This window comes from Nocardia sp. NPDC058705, from assembly GCF_042749305.1.
Classification (GTDB): Bacteria; Actinomycetota; Actinomycetes; order Mycobacteriales; family Mycobacteriaceae; genus Nocardia.
This window is the reverse complement of record NZ_JBHYRN010000032.1, coordinates 38,026-55,839: the sequence shown is the minus strand read 5'-3', so window position 1 is coordinate 55,839 and position 17,814 is coordinate 38,026. Positions and strand designations below refer to the sequence as shown.

General features: G+C 68.2%; 21 protein-coding genes. 11 read left to right on the top strand and 10 right to left on the bottom strand.

Annotated elements, in window-relative coordinates:
- Positions 1-21 precede the first annotated feature (21 nt).
- From ACFW6D_RS27735 to ACFW6D_RS27725, 3 genes are all read right to left on the bottom strand, one after another.
- Positions 22-1,455 carry a trypsin-like peptidase domain-containing protein gene (locus tag ACFW6D_RS27735; RefSeq protein ID WP_379332869.1) on the bottom strand — a complete coding sequence of 478 codons (1,434 nt, stop codon included), beginning with the start codon at positions 1,453-1,455 and terminating at the stop codon, positions 22-24.
- A gap of 93 nt (positions 1,456-1,548) precedes the next feature.
- Positions 1,549-3,000 (bottom strand): ATP-binding protein, encoded by a 1,452-nt coding sequence (locus tag ACFW6D_RS27730; RefSeq protein ID WP_379332867.1) that lies wholly within the window; start codon positions 2,998-3,000, stop codon positions 1,549-1,551.
- A 9-nt stretch (positions 3,001-3,009) separates the two neighbouring features.
- On the bottom strand, positions 3,010-3,696 hold the full coding sequence (locus tag ACFW6D_RS27725; protein ID WP_378911181.1) for a response regulator transcription factor: 687 nt from the start codon (positions 3,694-3,696) through the stop codon (positions 3,010-3,012).
- Positions 3,697-3,997: 301 nt separating this feature from the next.
- Here ACFW6D_RS27725 and ACFW6D_RS27720 point away from each other — a divergent pair, with 301 nt between their 5' ends.
- From ACFW6D_RS27720 to ACFW6D_RS27695, 6 genes are all read left to right on the top strand, one after another.
- Positions 3,998-6,814: an ATP-binding protein gene (locus ACFW6D_RS27720; protein ID WP_379332865.1), complete on the top strand. Its 2,817-nt coding sequence runs from the start codon at positions 3,998-4,000 to the stop codon at positions 6,812-6,814.
- Positions 6,811-7,215, top strand: coding sequence for a roadblock/LC7 domain-containing protein (locus ACFW6D_RS27715; RefSeq protein WP_019049250.1), 405 nt, complete (start codon positions 6,811-6,813; stop codon positions 7,213-7,215). Before ACFW6D_RS27720 ends, ACFW6D_RS27715 begins: the two co-directional genes overlap by 4 nt.
- Positions 7,216-7,221: 6 nt before the next feature.
- On the top strand, positions 7,222-7,593 hold the full coding sequence (locus ACFW6D_RS27710) for a DUF742 domain-containing protein (protein ID WP_378609420.1): 372 nt from the start codon (positions 7,222-7,224) through the stop codon (positions 7,591-7,593).
- Between the two features lie 4 nt (positions 7,594-7,597).
- A complete protein-coding gene (locus ACFW6D_RS27705) occupies positions 7,598-8,197 on the top strand; it encodes an ATP/GTP-binding protein (RefSeq protein WP_379238986.1) in 600 nt (199 codons plus the stop codon).
- A complete protein-coding gene (locus ACFW6D_RS27700) occupies positions 8,190-8,966 on the top strand; it encodes a hypothetical protein (RefSeq protein WP_379332863.1) in 777 nt (258 codons plus the stop codon). Before ACFW6D_RS27705 ends, ACFW6D_RS27700 begins: the two co-directional genes overlap by 8 nt.
- 505 nt (positions 8,967-9,471) lie before the next feature.
- Positions 9,472-9,696 (top strand): hypothetical protein, encoded by a 225-nt coding sequence (locus ACFW6D_RS27695; protein WP_379226796.1) that lies wholly within the window; start codon positions 9,472-9,474, stop codon positions 9,694-9,696.
- Between the two features lie 54 nt (positions 9,697-9,750).
- Here the strand turns inward: ACFW6D_RS27695 and rpmF are convergent, their stop codons facing one another.
- From rpmF to mrf, 3 genes are read right to left on the bottom strand one after another with little or no spacing between them, the layout of a single operon-like run.
- Positions 9,751-9,924, bottom strand: a complete 174-nt coding sequence (rpmF, locus tag ACFW6D_RS27690) for a 50S ribosomal protein L32 (RefSeq protein ID WP_378911147.1) — start codon at positions 9,922-9,924, stop codon at positions 9,751-9,753.
- A 3-nt stretch (positions 9,925-9,927) separates the two neighbouring features.
- On the bottom strand, positions 9,928-10,194 hold the full coding sequence (locus tag ACFW6D_RS27685) for a type B 50S ribosomal protein L31 (protein ID WP_379332861.1): 267 nt from the start codon (positions 10,192-10,194) through the stop codon (positions 9,928-9,930).
- Positions 10,191-11,495 (bottom strand): ribosome hibernation factor-recruiting GTPase MRF, encoded by a 1,305-nt coding sequence (gene mrf / locus ACFW6D_RS27680; protein WP_379332859.1) that lies wholly within the window; start codon positions 11,493-11,495, stop codon positions 10,191-10,193. The genes ACFW6D_RS27685 and mrf overlap by 4 nt, the downstream gene beginning before the upstream one ends.
- 103 nt (positions 11,496-11,598) lie before the next feature.
- On the opposite strand from mrf, the gene rpmB reads away from it, so the two are divergent.
- The 4 genes from rpmB (at position 11,599) to rpsR (ending at position 12,678) form a co-directional block, all read left to right on the top strand.
- On the top strand, positions 11,599-11,835 hold the full coding sequence (rpmB, locus tag ACFW6D_RS27675) for a 50S ribosomal protein L28 (protein ID WP_379238964.1): 237 nt from the start codon (positions 11,599-11,601) through the stop codon (positions 11,833-11,835).
- Between the two features lie 9 nt (positions 11,836-11,844).
- Positions 11,845-12,015 (top strand): 50S ribosomal protein L33, encoded by a 171-nt coding sequence (gene rpmG / locus ACFW6D_RS27670; RefSeq protein WP_056813994.1) that lies wholly within the window; start codon positions 11,845-11,847, stop codon positions 12,013-12,015.
- A gap of 72 nt (positions 12,016-12,087) precedes the next feature.
- Positions 12,088-12,393, top strand: coding sequence for a 30S ribosomal protein S14 (gene rpsN / locus ACFW6D_RS27665; RefSeq protein ID WP_379238966.1), 306 nt, complete (start codon positions 12,088-12,090; stop codon positions 12,391-12,393).
- Between the two features lie 27 nt (positions 12,394-12,420).
- Positions 12,421-12,678: a 30S ribosomal protein S18 gene (gene rpsR / locus ACFW6D_RS27660; protein WP_067449582.1), complete on the top strand. Its 258-nt coding sequence runs from the start codon at positions 12,421-12,423 to the stop codon at positions 12,676-12,678.
- 61 nt (positions 12,679-12,739) lie between these two features.
- Here the strand turns inward: rpsR and ACFW6D_RS27655 are convergent, their stop codons facing one another.
- Positions 12,740-13,297: a LysM peptidoglycan-binding domain-containing protein gene (locus tag ACFW6D_RS27655; protein ID WP_379332856.1), complete on the bottom strand. Its 558-nt coding sequence runs from the start codon at positions 13,295-13,297 to the stop codon at positions 12,740-12,742.
- Between the two features lie 180 nt (positions 13,298-13,477).
- On the opposite strand from ACFW6D_RS27655, the gene ACFW6D_RS27650 reads away from it, so the two are divergent.
- Positions 13,478-13,927, top strand: a complete 450-nt coding sequence (locus tag ACFW6D_RS27650; RefSeq protein ID WP_379332855.1) for a hypothetical protein — start codon at positions 13,478-13,480, stop codon at positions 13,925-13,927.
- 71 nt (positions 13,928-13,998) lie between these two features.
- On the opposite strand, the gene purH is transcribed toward ACFW6D_RS27650, so the two are convergent.
- Genes purH through ACFW6D_RS27635 form a run of 3 tightly spaced genes read right to left on the bottom strand, consistent with a single transcriptional unit; the run spans position 13,999 to position 17,767 of the window.
- Positions 13,999-15,564 (bottom strand): bifunctional phosphoribosylaminoimidazolecarboxamide formyltransferase/IMP cyclohydrolase, encoded by a 1,566-nt coding sequence (gene purH, locus ACFW6D_RS27645; protein WP_379332853.1) that lies wholly within the window; start codon positions 15,562-15,564, stop codon positions 13,999-14,001.
- On the bottom strand, positions 15,557-16,237 hold the full coding sequence (purN, locus tag ACFW6D_RS27640) for a phosphoribosylglycinamide formyltransferase (RefSeq protein WP_379332901.1): 681 nt from the start codon (positions 16,235-16,237) through the stop codon (positions 15,557-15,559). The genes purH and purN overlap by 8 nt, the downstream gene beginning before the upstream one ends.
- A 36-nt stretch (positions 16,238-16,273) precedes the next feature.
- Positions 16,274-17,767 carry a DUF6350 family protein gene (locus ACFW6D_RS27635; RefSeq protein WP_379332851.1) on the bottom strand — a complete coding sequence of 498 codons (1,494 nt, stop codon included), beginning with the start codon at positions 17,765-17,767 and terminating at the stop codon, positions 16,274-16,276.
- Positions 17,768-17,814: the final 47 nt, after the last annotated feature.

Here is a 17,814-nt window from a genome sequence, read left to right as displayed (position 1 = left end):
ACAGGTTCGCCGTCGATCGCATCATCGGCCGCCTTCTGCCGCCGCGGCCGTGAGCGTGACCTCGACGGTCTTGGAATTACCGCCCTGTTCGTCGGTGTAAGTCACCTTCACCTTGTCTCCTGGCTGATGTGAGCGGACGGCCGCGATCAACGCGTCGCCGGAATCGATGGGTCGGTCGTCGAGGCGGGTGATCACGGCACCCGCCGGGATGTTCGCCTTGGCCGCGGGGCCGTCGGGGGTGGCCTCCAGCACCCGCGCGGCGGAGTCCTGGGGGCGCAGTTTGATGCCGATCTGGGCGTAGGTGGCGTGGCCGGTCTTGATCAGTTCGTCGGCGACCCGGCGCGCCTGATCCACCGGGATCGCGAAGCCGAGGCCGATGGAACCGCTCTGGGTGCCGCCCGCCGCCTCGCCGCCGAGGCTGGCGATGGCGGTGTTGATGCCGATCAGCTTGCCCTGACCGTCGACCAGCGCGCCACCGGAATTACCCGGGTTGATCGCGGCGTCGGTCTGGATCGCGTCGATCACCGGGTTCACCTGGCTCGGCGTGCCCTCGCCGCTGGTCGAGACCGGGCGATTGAGGGCGGAGACGATGCCGGTGGTGACCGTGCCCGCCAAGCCGAGCGGGGAGCCGATCGCGATCACCGGCTGACCGACGGCCAGACCGTCGGAGGTGCCGAGTTCGATCGGAGTGAGGCCGGTCTTGCCGCTGACCTTGATCACGGCCAGATCGGAGACGGGATCCGCGCCGATCATGGTGGCGGGCGCGGTGCTGCCGTCGCTGAACACCACTTCCATCTTCGCCGAGGCACCCGCGCCCGCGGCGACGTGATTGTTGGTGAGGATCAGCCCGTCAGAGGACAGCACCACACCGGAACCTTCACCGGAAGCTCGATTACCCGCGACCTTGATCATCACGACACTGGGCAACACCCGCTGCGCCACGGCCTGGGTCGACCCGGCGGGCGCGTTGGCGACGTTGTTCACCGCAGGCTTCGGCGCCTCGAGCGCGTTGGTCACCGGCGCGGAACCCGAATCGGCGGCGAGCACGCCGACGACGCCACCGACACCGCCACTGACCAGCGCCAACGCCGTTGCACCCGCGATCAGGCCGAGCCGCAACGGCTTTCGCTGTGGGGCCGACGCGGGCCCGAATGCCTGCGGCTGCGCACCATGAGGCGGCTGTCCACCCTGCGAAGGTTGGCCACCGAACGACGTGGGGCCGTTGTAGGGCGCGGAACCGCCGAGGGGGTCGGTCGGTTGTCCCCCGTAGGGCGCCTGCCCGCCGAAGGGTGCCGATCCGCCGTAGGACGCCTGGTCGCCAGAGGACGGCTGGCCGCCGAAGCCTGGCGCCTGAGCCTGATTCCCGGTCGGCAGCCCCGACTCGACGGGGTGGCCCGTGTTGCCCGGTCCGGTCGCGGCGGGTCGGTCAGCGGGGTGCTGGGGATCGTCGGTCATCGTGTCTGTCTCCTCACGCTTGCAGACCAGCTTCCTGACGGCTACTGAGAGAGGCCTGAGATCGGACTATCAGTTCCCCGAGACTGACGTCGATCACTCGGCGGTCTCGTCGAGAACGGTCGGCGCCTCCCCCGGCAACACGATGCGCACCAGCGCGCCGCCCCGATCGGAGGTGTCGATGGCGATGGTGCCGCCGTGTTTGGTCACCACCTGCTTCACGATCGCCAGCCCGAGCCCGGAACCGGGCATCGAGCGAGAGGCGGTGGTGCGGTAGAAGCGTTCGAAGACCAGTTCGCGTTCACCCGACGGAATACCGGGGCCCGCGTCGCCGACGGCCAGTTCGAGCAGTCCCGGTCCGGCCGGGCGCATGGCGATCTGCACGACCGCATCGGGCGGACTCCACTTGGCCGCGTTGTCGAGGACGTTGAGAACGGCCCGTTCCAGCCCCGCCTCGTGCCCGTAGACGAACCAGGGCGCCAGATCGGCAACGAAGGTGATCCCCACCCGTCTGCGTCGCGCACGCTCGAGCGCACGCTCGGCCACCTCGCCCAGATCCACCCGCTCGTAGACGGTTTCGGGGGCGTCCTCGCGGGCCAGGTCGACCAGGTCGCCGACCAGCGTCGACAGCTCACCGATCTGGGCGACCACATCGGCGCGCAATTCGGCCATGTCCTCGTCGGGCAGTTGGGGCGCGCCCGGCCTGCCGGAGGCGATGAGCAGTTCCATGTTGGTGCGCAGCGAGGTGAGCGGGGTGCGCAGCTCGTGACCGGCATCGGCGACGAGTCGGCGCTGGCGGTCGCGCGATTCGGTGAGCGCGCGCAGCATCGTGTTGAAACTCTCGGTGAGCCTGGCCAGTTCGTCGTCGCCGGTCACCGGAATCGGGGTCAGGTCATCGGTGCGGGCGACACGCTCGGTCGCCGCGGTGAGGCGGGCGATCGGGCGCAAGCCGGTGCGGCCCACCGCGGTTCCTGCCGCGGCCGCGAGCACGACGCCACACGCGCCGACCACGAACAGCAGCCATGCCAGCTGGTCGAGCACCTCGCGGGTGCGGTAGAGCTTCTGCGAGATGATCAACGTCGCGCCGCTGTGCGTGCGCGCGGCGAGCACCCGCTGGTCACCGACGGTGCGCAGCGACGAGCCGATCTTGCCGTCGGCCACGGCGAGTTCCTGGGCGCCGACCGGCGGAATCGTCTGCTGGGGCGGCATATACGGCTTGTGCCCGGCATAGATCAGCGCCACGCCGACATCGTTGGAGAACAACCCGGCCAGCACGATCGACTGAAAGCCCGCGGTCTCGAAATTGTTGTTGATCATGGTCGCCGCGCGCGCCTCCAACTGGGCGTCGACATCGGCGTAGAGCGCGCGCGCCACCATCGCGTAGGCCGCGATCGAGGTGACCGCGACCGCGATCAGCACCACCGACGCCGCCAGCAGGGTCACCCGCCAGCGCAGCGAGACCGAGCGGGTCAGCGGGGTCGGCGGACGCATCTCGCTCGCGTCCAGCGGCCTGCCGAGTACGGCGACCGCGGGTTCCTTGTGTGCCATGCCGCCCGCCTACGGAGGGGTCTCGCGCAGCACGTAGCCGACGCCACGCACGGTGTGGATCAGCCGCTCTTCGCCGTCGGCCTCGGTCTTGCGCCGCAAATAGCCGATGTAGACCTCCAGCGCGTTGCCGGAAGTCGGAAAGTCGTAGCCCCAGACCTCTTCGAGGATTCGCCCGCGCGTGAGCACCCGGCGCGGATTGGCCATCAACATCTCGAGCAACGAGAACTCGGTACGGGTGAGACTGATCGCGCGTTCGCCGCGCGAAACCTCGCGGGTGACCGGATCCAGCGACAAGTCAGCGAACACCATCGCCTCCGACGCTTCACCAGGATCTGGTGTTCGCCGGCGCAGCAACGCCCGTAAACGCGCGAGCAATTCCTCCAACGCGAAAGGTTTCGGCAAATAATCGTCGGCGCCAGCGTCGAGGCCGGCCACCCGCTCGGACACCGAATCGCGCGCGGTCAAAACGAGAATCGGCAGATCGTCGCCCGTGCTGCGCAGTCGCCTGCACACTTCGAGGCCGTCCAGGCGCGGCATCATGACATCGAGGACCAGGGCATCAGGCCTGGATGCGGTCACTTTTTCGAGTGCGTCCAGACCGTCGACGGCGAGGTCGACGGTGTAGCCGTTGAAGCTCAGTGACCGGCGCAGTGATTCCCGCACCGCGCGATCGTCGTCGACTACCAGAATGCGCATGTGCAGTAGTTTGCCGTGATCGACTGAGAACGCACTGAGAGGACCGCCGGGCGCGTCGAGGTGTCCGCGCACAGCACTTCGCGACTTCGGTTGTAGGTCTTGACAAAATCCGCTGAATCGTCGTTGTGGCGCTGGCTATTCGGAGAATTATCGAACGTGCCGCCCGGATTGCCGTTGCCCACCCAGCACGGTATCTTTCCTGCGGTAAAAGAAGACCTCCAGTTGGTTCTGCGCTCGCATCGCTCCGCGACCTCCCCGCGCGGGCCGGGGTCACACGTGGAAGCAGAGGCAACGCACGCGGATGGAACCTGCATCGCGCTCCTGGCAATTCAGCCTGTCCAACTGGTCGGTAACGCGCAAGGTCGGTGTGGTGCTGGTGCTGCCGGTGATGCTCGCGACCACCTTCGCGGTGCTGCGCATCAACAACGAACTGCAGACGATGACGCAGCTCGGCGCCGCTACCGAGCAGGCCACCGTCATCCGTCCGGTCGTCAAATTCGCCACCGCGACCGAACAACTCGCCGTCGCCGCGACCGCCAACTGGGGTGCGATCGCCGACCCACAGACCGACGCCGCGCTCACCACCTACGACCAGGCACTAGCCGAAGTCCAGAGCGCCCTTCGCTCGGCTCGGATCGAGCCTGCTGTCGCCACTGAGCTCAACGCGGCCGTCACGGCGGGCGCGACCCTGCGCAATACGGTGCGCGGCGGCTCCCCCGCGATGGTCGGCGAGCAGACCGACCTGATCGGCGAACGCATCGGCAATGCGCTCTCGCGCACCCCCAAGGTCGACGACACCACCGTGGAGCGCTACTTCCTGCAGCTGACGGCGCTGCACCAGTCCCGCCGGATCCTCACCAGGGAACGCACGCTGGTCGTGTCGCCCGAGTCGGGTCGCAGCCAGAGCGCGCGGGCGAAGATGCTCGTCGAACTCGGCGCCGAAGCGAACATGATCAAGACCTACGCGATGGTCCTGCCCGAACACGCGGGCAACCAGGCCGCACTGCTGGATGCGGTGGAGACCCGGATCAGCGTGTTCAGCCAGAACAACGGCGACCCGACCACCAATGCCGCGGTGCTCAACACCCTGCAGGTCAGCGCCGACACCTATTCCTCGACCATCGCGAGCCTGCTCGACACCGTCGACCACACCCTCGACAGCAACACCGCCACCGCCCAGACGGGCGCCCTGCGCGAGACCACCCTGGTGCTCGGCATGCTGCTGGCGGGCCTGGCGCTCGCGCTGGCCGTGGCCCGCACCCTGGTGGTGCCGGTGCGCAGGCTGCGCCGTGACGCGCTCGAGGTGGCGCACGTGAAGCTGCCCGACGAGCTGGCCGTGGTCCGCAGCGGTGGCGCGACACCGGAGATCACCCCGGTCGGCGTGCATTCCACCGACGAGATCGGCCAGCTGGCCCGCGCCGTCGACGAGATCCACGAGCAGGCCCTGAATCTGGCAGGTGACCAGGCGCGCCTTCGCCTGCAGATCGGCAACATGTTCGAGACGCTCTCGCGGCGCAGCCAGTCGCTGGTGGAGCAGCAGCTCGCGCTCATCGAGGAACTCGAGCACGACGAGGACAACCCCTCGCGCCTGCAGACCCTGTTCCGCCTCGACCACCTCGCCACCCGCATGCGCCGCAACGGCGACAACCTGCTCGTGCTCGCCGGCACGGTGCTGCGCCGCGGTCATCTGCCGCCGGTGCCGCTGTCGGACATGTTGTGGAGTGCGGTCTCGCAGGTGGAGGACTACCAGCGGGTCGAGATCGGCAATGTGCCCGACGGTGTCGTGGCCGGTGAGTCCGCGGTCGATATCGAGCATCTGCTGGCCGAGCTCATCGACAACGCCCTTCGCTACTCCCCGCCGAGCACGTCGGTGGCGGTGATCGTGGGCCGTGCGGTCGACAGCGGCTATCTGATCGAGATCACCGACCGCGGCCTCGGCATGTCGGGCGACGATCTGCGCACGACCAACGAGCGGCTCGCCTCCGGTGGTGAGGTCACCATCGAAACCGCCCGTCGCATGGGTCTTTTCGTGGTCGGCAGGCTCGCCAAGCGCCACACCATCACGGTGAGCCTGCGCCGGACCAGCGGTGCTGCGCCGCAACCCGGCATCACCGCCAGCGTGCATCTGCCCAGCGCACTCGTCGCGCCGTCGCCGCCGCTGGCATCGGGCCCGCCCACCGGTCCGAACTCGCTGGTCTCGACCGGCCCGAACCCGATCGCGCCCGCCGGAATCGGCCCGTACGCGCTGACTCCGGCCGATATCACGGGCCCGAATCCGATCATGCCGATGGGACCGCGGCCGCTGGTCTCGCTGGAGGCGGTGACCGGTCTCGACCTCCCCGGTCTCCCGGCTTCCCCGCTGCCGCCGATCTTCACGCCTGCGAGTCCGAGCGTGCCGACCGACGGTGCGCGTACGTCCGACAGTCTGTTCACCAGTGTCGGTCTCCCGCAACGTATTCCGGCCGCAGTACCGGCGCCCCCGCCGGAGCCGGTCGCCGTCGAACCCGACGACGACGCGACCCCGGTCGGCATGTGGGCCGAACACGAACACGAACACGTCACCGACGATCTCCCGGTGGCGGCCGATCCACCGCCGCCCACCGACTCGCTGCCCTTCGGTCTGCCGCAGCGCATCCCCGCGAGCGCACTGGCCGAGCTGGCCACGCCTACCGCACCCGCGGAGCCAGAGCCGACGGAGCCAGAGCCGCCGACACGTCCCGTCGACGCGGACCCGATGCCGACCACGAGCACTCGTCTGCAGCCGGTCGCCGGTCCCGCACCGACCCCGATCTACCAGCGGATGGTCTCGGAGTGGCTCGTCGAACCCGCCTCCGCCCCTACCGAATCCGGTGGCGGCAACGGCGCGACGTGGAGCGCCCCCGGCGACGCGGGCTGGTCGGCCGCCGCGGAGGCCGACCACCCACCCACGTCTTCGCGCACGAGCGGCGGGCTCCCGATCCGCAAGCCGGGCGCCCAACTCGTCCCGGGTGGGCTCACCCCCGCCGAGGAAGAGGGCGCGCGCGACCCGGAGGAGATCCGCAACAACTTGACCAGACATCTCAGCGGCGTCCGCAGCGGCCGCGCCGAGATCCAGTACAACGACGGAGGCCTCGAATGAGCAACGCGCACCCCACAGACGAGAATCTGAACTGGTTGGTCGCCCGCTTCACCCGTGACGTGCCCGGCGTGTCGCACGCGGTGCTCGTCTCTGCCGACGGACTGCTCCAGGCGACCAGTCCCCATCTGCCCTCCGATCGCGCCGAGCAGCTGGCCGCGGTCACCGCCGGGCTGGCCAGCCTGTCGATGGGTGCCGCGCACCTGTTCGACGGCGGCAAGGTGATGCAGTCGATCGTGGAGATGCAGCGTGGCTACCTGCTGGTGATGAGCGTCGGAAACGGTTCGCACCTGGCGGTGCTGGCCAACAAGAGCCATGACATCGGCCGTATCGGCTACGAGATGGCATTGCTCGTCGACCGGGTGGGCTCGGCGGTTACCGCCACCGCCCGCTCCGCCGGCTGAGGTGAGATGTCGAGCCCTTACGGATCCGATGCCCGGCCGACTACACGAGTCAGGCCCTACGCGCTGACTTCCGGCCGGACCGAGCCCGCGATCGCGCTGCCACTGGAGGCAGTCGTGGAAACGGTCTCTTATACAGCGCACAACGACTGGTCCGCAGGCGATTTGCGGATCGAAATCGTGCGTCTGGCCACACATCGGCTATCTGTCGTCGAGATAGCCGCATACCTCGGGCGCCCACTGGGTATGGTCCGGGTGATGATCGGCGATCTCGTTGTGGGCGGGATTCTTCGAGTGCATTCGACGCTGACCGAGCAGGCGAGCTACGACGAACGCCGATCACTGATGGAGAGGACTTTGCGTGGACTCCGTGGCCTCTGATGGCATGCGCCCGCCGACACAGGAACAACGAGTCGCGTCGACCAAGATCGTGGTGGCCGGTGGATTCGGCGCCGGGAAAACGACTTTCGTCGGTGCGGTGTCGGAGATCGTGCCGCTGCGCACCGAGGCGATGGTGACCCATTTCTCCGACGGCATCGACGACCTCGCCGAGACGCCGGAAAAGGAAACCACCACCGTCGCGATGGACTTCGGTCGCATCGTGCTGCCCGGCAACCTGGTGCTCTACTTGTTCGGCACCCCGGGTCAGAAGCGCTTCTGGTTCATGTGGGACGACCTGATCCGCGGCGCCATCGGCGCGGTGGTGCTGATCGATACCCGCAGGCTGGAGGACAGTTTCGCCGCCGTCGACTTCTTCGAGGCGCGCGGGCTGCCGTTCCTGATCGCGGTGAACCGCTTCCCCAACGCACCGCGTTTCCCCATCGCCGAACTGCGCGAGGCGCTCTCGGTGCGCGAGGGCATTCCGATCGTCGACATCGACGCGCGCAATGCCGTCGAGGTCAGGCAGGCGCTCGCGGCTGTGACCGAATACGCCATCGCCCAGCTCGAGCCGCAGCAGTTCGAAGGAGCGGGCAGGCGTGCTTGATGTGCTCGCCGCGACCGGTGCCGAGACCTTCGCGCACGGCACCGGTATCGCGTGGCTCGCGCTGGATCTGTCGGCACTCGGCGCGCTGGTGGCGTTCGCCTGCATCCGGCATGCGAAGTACTCGATCAAGTTCCGGCTGATCTGGCTGACGATGGCCGCGGTCTCGCTCGGCGGGGTCGGGCTGTGGCTGGCGAATTCGGTCGCACTGCTGGCGATGCGGGTGCACGACAGCACCATGCGCTACAACGTTGCGCTCGGTGCGGCCGCGGCGGCTGTCGCGGTGGTCGGCGTGCTGGCCGGATTGCTGATCTGCGGCCGGACGCTGCAAGCGCCGCGGCTGATCATCGGCGGGTTGACGATGGGGCTGAGCGTCGGGCTGTCGACCTTTCTGACCCTGGATGCCGTTGCCGTGCAGGGCACTGTCGACGAGTCGCTCGGACTCATCGGGGTGGCCGTGCTGGAGTCGATGGCGCTGTGCACCGCGACGCTGTGGGCGGCGCAGGTGATGCGGCGGGTGCCGATGCGCGTGCTGGTGTCGGTGTTGTTCGCGGTCGGCGTCGCGGCGGTGTATTACACGGCGGTCGCCGCGCTGACGTTCTCGATCGATCCGGGTATTCGCACGCCCACCGGGATGCCGTTGTTCGACCTGGTGTTCCCGATGTTCGTGCTCGGTGCGCTCGGGTTGACCGTGCCGATCACCGCGGTGATGGTGGCGCCGGATCGGCGCGACGCGGTGGCGCCGGTGCGCCAGCCGGTTTCGGTGCGCTGAGGGACAAGCAGCTAACGTCCGGTTTGTCGGAATCTTTCCGGTCTCGCGCCCCGCTCGATCGAGCCGTCGCGACCTCCCGCGAAGTGCGGTGAAAACCGCCCCTGAAGTGGCGATGAGCGGGTTCCCCCAACTCGGGGAACCCGCCCTCCCGCACGAGAGTACATACCTGTGAGGGACTCCGCATCAGTGGTTCGGGAATTTTCTTGTGGCGCAAAACAAACCAAAAGTTGGCAATTCAATCACCAGCAAACCTTCCGCAAGCCCTTCTGTGTGCACACGCCAAGTGGCATCCCTCACACCGTTAACGGGGCGGTAGCCCTGACACCCCTTGCAAGGCCCTGAACAGGCACAACAGTGCCGGAGTAAGGCCCCTGGACAGACACGCACCCAGAACAGACCGACGACCCCGTGGAAGCTCACCCCATGATGCGCGAACCGAGTTATGGTCGCTGCGGGGCGCATTCGTCTCGCCCAGCACATCCAAGGTTCGTTCGAAGGAGTTCGCATGGCCGTAAACGTGGTGCTCGACAAAGTCCTCGACAAGGAATTCGAGAACAAGACGCTCGCTGAAATCCTCGCCGCGCCCCCGTCGGCGCTGGCCGGTCTCACCGAGGCGCACGACAAGCAACTGCTCGAGGCGCTGAAGATCAAGACCATCGCCGACCTGGGCAACAACAAGTTCTTCCAGCTCGCCGCCGCATTGGTAGCCGTGGCCGAGCGCGAAGGCTGACATTCTTTCAACAACGATGGCCTGCCAGTAATTACTGGCAGGCCATCGTTGCGTTCAGAGTCGTGCTGGGTCGATCATGCCCTTGCGGACCGCGTTGACGATGCGGCGCGGGACTCGATACTCGACGCCTGCCACGGTCACCGGGACCAGCTGGGGCACTTCGGCTTTCCACTGGGCACGCCTGCTGCGAGTGTTCGAGCGCGACATTCTGCGCTTGGGAACCGCCATGATTCAGCCCTCCTGCCCTGCGCGCGAGCGCTTTCCGTACTTGCGCTCGAACTTCTCGACCCGACCCTGGGTGTCAAGGTTGCGGGCGGTGCCCGTCCAGAACGGGTGCGAATCCGAGGTCACGTCGACCACCATCAGCGGATACGTGTTCCCGTCGGTCCATTCGATCGTCTGACCACTGGTCGCGGTGGACCTGGTCAGGAACTGCTTCCCGGTGTTCGCGTCCTCGAACACGACGGGGTGGTAATCGGGGTGGATGCCCGTTTTCATGCCATTTCTCCTCTCGGATTGGTGCCCTCGCTCGCCGAAGCCGTGGCCTCAGTGGGGTCGGCGCAGGGATCTTCGTGCCAGTCGCCGAAGGGGTCCGCCCACAACGCGACTCGTTCGGGGGCCCGGTCGACCAGCAGCAGCTCGTCGTCCTCGACCAGCGCCCAGTGCAGGGCGTGGCGGATCTCGGCGGGGTCGGCGTCGTGGGCCAGGATCACCAGCGACACATCGCGATCGCCGAACCGCTCGTCCCATCCCAATCCAGCCATCGCCCGCCGATCCGGGTTCGCGGCGGCCTGTTCCTCGGCGCTCATCGCCGCCAGCCAGCGACCGGCGCCGCCGACGCGCAGACCGCCGCCCGCCGACTCGAGCCACACGACATGGTCGGGCTGCGTCGCCAGCCAGACCCGGCCGCGCGCGGTGACGACGCCGTCCAGCAGCACATCGAGGGCCTCGTGCAACCGCTCGGGATGGAACGGCCTGCGGGCGGCGAATTCGACGATCGAGACACCACAGTCGGTACTCAGCGGCGGCTGACCGCGCAGCAGCGGGGCGTGCGCGTCGAAGATCCGGCCGCGGCGCGAGTCGGCGGGCACGCGGGTAAGCAGGGCGCCGACCTCGAGTGCGTCGAAGCCGGACAGCTCGCCGAGCCAGGCAACGGGAGCGCCGGGCGCGAGTCGGTCCAGCACCGCCCCGAGGCGTTCGCGGTCGAGTGCGTCGGCACCGGCGGTCAGGACGACCAGCGCGTCGGCGAAGTCGACCTGTCCGACGGCCACCTGCGCGACCGTCCGCTCGTCGTCTGCCGAGGCGAGCCCGCGATCGGCCAGCACTTCGTCGCTGGTGGCGTCCTCGAGCCACTGCGACCCGTCCAGGCAGGTCAGCACGGACTCGATGCGCACGGTGCGCCCGGCGGGCCCGTCGACGCGATCGGCGACTCCGGTGACCACGACGTGCTCGATCGCCTGGCACAGCGCCTCGGCCTCGATCCCGGGGTCCAGCGCGAGCACGATGCGCTTGACGTGATCACGCGTGGCGAGCTTGCACAGCATCGGCAGCAGATCGGCGCGCAGCGTGCACGACACGCACCCGTGCGCCAGTTCGAGCACCGCGGTGGTGACGTTGCCCGCGGTGCGCACCGTGCGGCGCACCACGCCTTCGCGCAGTTCGGCGAGATCGTGATGCACCACCACGGTGCCCGCGTCTTCGCTCAGCGTCGCGGCGATGTGTTCGACACCGCCCATGGCAGGTCCGGAGAAGCCGGCCAGCAGCACCACGGGCGTTCTCCGGTCGGTCTGGTCCAGCACCCGAAACCCCTTTCGACAATGATTTTCATTTACCTCACGGCGACTGTACAGTGCGGAATAATCGTTGTCGAAAATGGTTGTCATAACCATGGAAGGAGGTCGCATGTCGGCCCACTGCCAGGTCACCGGTCGCAAGCCCGGCTTCGGAAAAGCCGTCTCGCACTCGCACCGGCGCACCAACCGACGCTGGAACCCCAACATCCAGCACAAGACCTACTACCTGCCCAGCGAGGGCCGCCGCGTCACGCTGACGGTCTCCGCCAAGGGCATCAAGACCATCGACCGCGACGGGATCGAGGCTGTTGTGGCCCGCATCCGCGCCCGCGGCGACAAGATCTAGGAGCTGTCAATGGCCTCGAAGTCGACCGATATCCGGCCGATCGTCAAGCTGAAGTCCACCGCGGACACCGGCTTCACCTACGTCACCCGCAAGAACCGCCGCAACGACCCCGACCGGCTGGTCCTGCGCAAATACGACCCCGTCGTGCGCCGCCACGTCGATTTCCGCGAGGAGCGCTGACGCTCCCTGAGCTCAGGGCCGAAAGCGGCAGCGAAGCGTAACCATGTAGGCCCGTGAAGGGAGCCAATAGATATGGCCAAGAAGTCGAAGATCGCCCGCAACGAGCAGCGGCGCGTGATCGTCGAACGGTTCGCGGCCCGGCGCACCGAGCTCAAGGAGCTCATCCGCAAGCCGAGCACCAGCGAGACCGAACGCGCCGCCGCCCAGCTCGAACTGCGCAATCAGCCGCGCGATGCCAGTCCGGTACGCTTGCGGAATCGGGACGCTGCCGATGGTCGCCCCCGCGGCTACCTTCGAAAGTTCGGCCTCTCCCGGATTCGTGTGCGCGAGATGGCCCACCGGGGCGAGCTCCCCGGGGTCCACAAATCGAGCTGGTAGAGACACCCTCGTGAGAAGGAATATCCCATGGCTGTGAAGCGAGCACCGTCCAAGAAGGCACGCGCCGACCAGGGGCGCAAGCCGAAGAAGAACCCGCTGATCGCCGCGGGTATCGAGTACGTCGACTACAAAGACGTCAATCTGCTGCGCACCTTCATCTCCGATCGCGGCAAGATCCGCAGCCGCCGCGTCACCGGCCTGACCCCGCAGCAGCAGCGTCAGGTGGCCGTGGCGGTGAAGAACGCGCGCGAGATGGCGTTGCTGCCGTTCACCACCACCAAGTAACTACTCGTGAACGCGAGAATGGCCCCGAAGCTGTTGCCTCGGGGCCACTTTCGTCTGCCTATTACGGGATGGTCAGGACCTGACCCTCGTTGATGAGGTCCGGGTTGTCGATACCGGAGGCAGCCGCGATCTCCTGGTAGCGGTTGCCGTCACCGTAGAAGCGCTCCGAGATGGCCCACAGGGTGTCGCCCGACTCGACCGTGTAGGTCTGCGCGGCAGGCGGCGGCGCGACCTCTTCGGCGATCGGGGCGGCGGCGACCGGCTCCGGAGCGGGCAGCGGGTTGTCGGTGGCGGTCGCGGTGGTCCACGCGACCGAACCGTCGGTGCCGTAGAGCACCACGTTGCGGTCGGACTGCACGACCAGCTTCTCGACGTTCTTGCCGCTGGTGTCGGTGGCCCAGACGCGCTGGCCGCCGCCGTTGTAGACGACGAAATCGCCGTCGTGCTGCAGGGCCGCGCGCTGCGCGTCCTGCCCGTGCGTCATCGCGGCCCACACGACGTTGCCGTCGGGCTCGCTCAGCACCAAGTTGCCGTCCGGCTGCAGAGTCAGGGTGTAAGCACCGCCGGTGAGGGACTGCCCCAGTCCCAGTTCTTCGCCTACGCGCAGCGTGTCGCCCACGTTGTTCCTTTCGAAGATCCCGTAGCAGAGCATCAGAGCACTGATGCTGGCCGTATGCCATGACATGGCACCGCAGCCGAATGTAGTCCTCGCAGGGCCGAAACAGGACAGTTATGCGCAGGGTTCGCGGAAAGTTCACGGCGGGGACCGGCACCTACAGTTCCGTCTAGGGTTGGGGCCATGAGAACGATGTCGCGCCGCACCGCCACGGTGGCAACCCTGGCCGTCCTCCTCACCCCGCTCACGGCGTGCACCTCCTCCGAATCCGCTGCGCCCGAACCGGATTCGTCCCGAACGAACGTCCGCCCCGAGGAACCCTCCGCCACCTTCGGCCACCCCTTCACGTCCGACCCGACCCTGCTCTACCCCCAGCTGATTTCCTTCACCTCATGGAATCGTCTGGGCGACAACAAGATCAGCATCTTCTTCCAGACCGGGAACCCCGAGTGCCACGGGGTCGAGGCCGTCGCCACCGAAACCGTCGCCAGCATCTTGGTCGCCCTCCGCTCCGGCATCCGGGCCGACGCCGTCGACAAGATGTGCACCATGAACGCCGTCTTCGGCACCCTGGACATCACGCTCGATGCCCCTGTCCGCAATCGCCAGGTGATCGACGCCAAGAGCGACTGACCCCCGCTGGGGCCTCCAGAAACGCAGTGGGGCCCGCCACCACAATCGGTAGCGGGCCCCACTTTCACAGCTCAGTGCGCGAAGTGGCGTGCCCCGGTGAGATACAGGGTGACACCGGCTTCCTTGCAGAGTTCGATGGTGTCCTTGTCGCGGATCGAGCCGCCGGGCTGCACGATCGCGCGCACACCGGCGGCCACCAGGATTTCCGGCCCGTCCGAGAACGGGAAGAACGCGTCGGAGGCGGCCACGGAACCCTTGGCCCGCTCCCCCGCGCGCTCGACGGCGAGCTTGCAGGAGTCGACGCGGTTGACCTGGCCCATGCCGACGCCGACAGCGGCGCCGTCCTCGGCGAGCAGGATCGCGTTCGACTTCACCGAACGGCAAGCGCGCCAAGCGAATTCGAGGTCGGCGAGAGTGGTGACGTCGGCCGGGTCGCCCGCGGCGAGGGTCCAGTTGACCGGGTCGTCGCCCGCGGCGTCGAGCACATCACGATCCTGCAGCAGCGCGCCGCCGCTGATCGGACGCAGCTCCACACCCTTGCGCTGCGGCGCCTCGGCCACCAGCACGCGCACGTTCTTCTTGCGCTGCAACACTTCCACCGCACCGGGTGCGTACGACGGCGCGATGATGACCTCGGTGAAGATCTCGGCGACCTGCTCGGCCATCTCGACGCTCACCTCACGGTTGGCCGCGATCACGCCACCGTAGGCGCTGACCGGGTCGGTGGCGTGCGCCTTGCGATGCGCCTCGGCGATATCGGCACCAACGGCGATGCCACACGGGTTGGCGTGCTTGATCACCGCGACGGCGGGCTCGTCGAAGTCGAACGCGGCGCGCCAGGCGGCGTCACCGTCGGTGTAGTTGTTGTACGACATCTCCTTGCCGTGCAACTGCTCGGCCTGCGCGATGCCGACCGTGCCGTCGTTGCTGGTGTACAGCGCGGCGGCTTGGTGCGGGTTCTCGCCGTAGCGCAGTACCGCGGCGCGCTCCCACGAACCGGCCACCCAGCCGGGGAACTGCTCAGTATCCTCGGCCACGGCGGGCACGGCCACCGAGCCCATCCAGCTCGCGACGGCCACGTCGTAGCTCGCGGTGTGCTGGAAGGCCTTGGCGGCCAGCGCGGTCCGCTCGGCCAGGGTGAACCCGCCGGACTTCACCGCGGCGAGCACCTCGTCGTAATCGGTGACGTCGACGACCACGCCGACCGAGGGGTGGTTCTTCGCCGCGGCACGCACCATCGACGGTCCGCCGATGTCGATCTGCTCGACGCACTCGTCCACGCTCGCGCCGCTGGCCACGGTCTGGGTGAACGGGTACAGGTTCACCACCACCAGTTGGAACGCCTCGACGCCCAGCTCGACCAGCTGATCGACATGCTCGGCGCGCCGGGTGTCGGCCAGGATGCCGGCGTGCACGCGCGGGTGCAACGTCTTGACCCGGCCGTCGAGGGTCTCCGGGAACCCGGTCAGATCCTCGACTTTGGTGACCGGAATCCCGGCCTCGGCGATCTTGCCCGCGGTCGACCCGGTCGACACCAGCTCCACACCCGCGGCATGCAGCCCGGTGGCGAGCTCGATCAGCCCGGTCTTGTCGTAGACGCTCACCAGCGCCCTCTTGATCGCCTTACGTTCACTCACCGGCGTGCTCGCTCACTGGTATTTCTGCCTTTCGTCCGTCGGAGACAATGCCTCGCGTCGCGACGGCGGCGATGACCTGCGCCAGTAACCGTCGCTCGACAACCTTGATGCGTTCGTGCAGGGCGTCCTCGTCGTCGCCGGGCAGCACGTCTACCGCCTCCTGCGCGAGGATGGGACCGGTGTCGACGCCGCCGTCGACCAGGTGCACGGTGGTGCCGGTGACCTTGGCGCCGTAGGCGAGCGCGTCACGCACACCGTGCGCGCCAGGGAACGCGGGCAGCAGCGCGGGGTGGGTGTTGATGAATCGGCCGCCGAAGCGTTCGAGGAACGCGGGGCCGACGATCTTCATGAAGCCCGCGGAGACGACCAGGTCGGGCGCGAAGGCGTCGACGGCCTCGGTCAGCGCGATATCCCACGCGGCCCGGTCGGGGAAGTCCTTCACCTCGACGCGGAAGTGTTCGACACCGGCGGTTTCGGCGTGGTCGGTGGCCTGGCACACCCGGTCGACGCCGACGGCGACGATCTTCGCCGGGTAGCCGGGCACGCGCGAGGCGGCCAGCAGTGCGTTGAGCAGCGAGCCGGTACCCGAGGCGAGAACGACGACGGTGGCCGGGGTTCTGGCGGGCTTCCACGGGGCAAACGAGGACGTCAGCGCTCTACTCCTGCGTGTAATCGGGTGGCGGCGGGGGCGAGGATCGCCGGGTCGAGCTTAGCGACCGGGGGTCTTGTCCTCGTCCGGCAGGTCCGACTCGACCACTTCGACGTCGACGATGTCGTCGGCGGGCTCGTCGGTCGAGCCCGGTGCGGCGATGCTCACTTCGAGCTCGTCGTCGAAGTCCTCGACCAGTTCACCGTCGACTTCGACTGCGGGATCGTCGTATTCGACCGGGTCCGCGTCGTCGGCGGCGTCTTCGTCGTCGTAGTCGTCATCGTCGTAGTAGTCGTCGTCGTACTCGTCGTACTCGTCGTAGTCCTCGGCGGGCGCGGTCGGCGTCAGGAAGCGGCGGGCGAACGTCATGCCGACGAAGCCGCCGAAGCCGAACCAGGTGACCATCAGTACGACCAGCATCAGCAGATCGACGCCGACCCACCCGACCGCACCGAGCTGACCGCTGCCGAGAATCGCGAGTAGCAGGAACGTCAGCGTGGACAGCACGGCACAGGTGAGGGTCGCCCACGGCGCGCCGGGCCGATCGTCGCTGGTGCGGCCGAGTTCGACCCCGCCGAGCACGCCGACGGCGAGCGGGACCAGCAGCAGCCCGATCCACCACGGCGACGCGGGCCCTTCGGGCACCGGGATCAGCGCGGGCAGCACCGGCATGTGTCCGCCGGTCACCCCGAACAGCCCGACCGATCCGGCCCCGAACAGCACCGCGGCACCGCTGAGGATCCCGGCCGCGCCGATCACCACATTCGGCAGGTAGAGCAGCGACAGCACGGTCATGCCGAGCACATCGGTGAAGTTGTGCGCCTGCCGATAAGCGTCGTCGAGCCGGGACAGATGCGCGAAGAAGGAGATCGCGGTGGCCAGTGCGGCACAGCCGAGCATCCGCAGCACGGTGCGGCGCGCGGCACGGGCGCCGAGGACCGCCCATTCCGGGATCTCGATCGGAACGAGCGCGTACAACGAACTCCAGGCCCGGCTCGCGATTCCCGCGGCGGCCGCACCGAGATACAGCACGAGCACCCAGCCGAAGGCCGCGATCGGGCCGGGCGATGCCAGCGGGATGACACCCGAGGCATCACCGGTGACGGCGAGGCAGACGGCCGTCATCAGCAGCGGACCGGCGACGACCGCACCGGTCAACCAGCCCAGTTCGACCGGCGTCGGGCGGTTCGGGACCGCACGCGCGCATTCCCGGGCGGCCACCCAGATCAGCACTGCCGTCGGCACCAGCGGGAGCAGGCCAAGCGTTGTCCTGCCGACGGTGAGCGGAACCTGGTGTGCGGCAAGCCAAGTCGCGGCGACCGCAGCAGGCGCGCTGGTGAGATCGGTGCCGGTGGTGAGCATGACCACGAGCACGAGCAGCACCGTGGCGGCCATGGCGGTGATCGTCGGCCGCGCCGCGACCAACAGCAGGGTCCGTGCCCGCTCGGGCGAGAGTGACCACCAACCGGGCTCGGGCCCGGCCGGTGCGACGACGGTCGCCCCGGTGCCGCGTGACCCGGAGGTCCGGCGCACGAGGGAGTTACGGGAGCTCATGACGATTCAGCGTGGCAGCTTCCCCGGCAGCCGCGGGTCAGGCGCGC

Bases quoted from the DNA above. Each gene is read 5' to 3' on its own strand.
- ACFW6D_RS27730 (WP_379332867.1), bottom strand. From the start codon at position 3,000: ATGGCACACAAGGAACCCGCGGTCGCCGTACTCGGCAGGCCGCTGGAC.
- ACFW6D_RS27635 (WP_379332851.1), bottom strand. From the start codon at position 17,767: ATGAGCTCCCGTAACTCCCTCGTGCGCCGGACCTCCGGGTCACGCGGC.
- rpmB (WP_379238964.1), top strand. From the start codon at position 11,599: ATGTCGGCCCACTGCCAGGTCACCGGTCGCAAGCCCGGCTTCGGAAAA.
- ACFW6D_RS27710 (WP_378609420.1), top strand. From the start codon at position 7,222: ATGTCGAGCCCTTACGGATCCGATGCCCGGCCGACTACACGAGTCAGG.
- ACFW6D_RS27715 (WP_019049250.1), top strand. From the start codon at position 6,811: ATGAGCAACGCGCACCCCACAGACGAGAATCTGAACTGGTTGGTCGCC.
- rpmG (WP_056813994.1), top strand. From the start codon at position 11,845: ATGGCCTCGAAGTCGACCGATATCCGGCCGATCGTCAAGCTGAAGTCC.
- rpmF (WP_378911147.1), bottom strand. From the start codon at position 9,924: ATGGCGGTTCCCAAGCGCAGAATGTCGCGCTCGAACACTCGCAGCAGG.
- ACFW6D_RS27725 (WP_378911181.1), bottom strand. From the start codon at position 3,696: ATGCGCATTCTGGTAGTCGACGACGATCGCGCGGTGCGGGAATCACTG.
- ACFW6D_RS27720 (WP_379332865.1), top strand. From the start codon at position 3,998: ATGGAACCTGCATCGCGCTCCTGGCAATTCAGCCTGTCCAACTGGTCG.
- rpsR (WP_067449582.1), top strand. From the start codon at position 12,421: ATGGCTGTGAAGCGAGCACCGTCCAAGAAGGCACGCGCCGACCAGGGG.
- ACFW6D_RS27735 (WP_379332869.1), bottom strand. From the start codon at position 1,455: ATGACCGACGATCCCCAGCACCCCGCTGACCGACCCGCCGCGACCGGA.
- ACFW6D_RS27695 (WP_379226796.1), top strand. From the start codon at position 9,472: ATGGCCGTAAACGTGGTGCTCGACAAAGTCCTCGACAAGGAATTCGAG.
- rpsN (WP_379238966.1), top strand. From the start codon at position 12,088: ATGGCCAAGAAGTCGAAGATCGCCCGCAACGAGCAGCGGCGCGTGATC.
- ACFW6D_RS27685 (WP_379332861.1), bottom strand. From the start codon at position 10,194: ATGAAAACGGGCATCCACCCCGATTACCACCCCGTCGTGTTCGAGGAC.
- ACFW6D_RS27650 (WP_379332855.1), top strand. From the start codon at position 13,478: ATGAGAACGATGTCGCGCCGCACCGCCACGGTGGCAACCCTGGCCGTC.
- ACFW6D_RS27705 (WP_379238986.1), top strand. From the start codon at position 7,598: ATGCGCCCGCCGACACAGGAACAACGAGTCGCGTCGACCAAGATCGTG.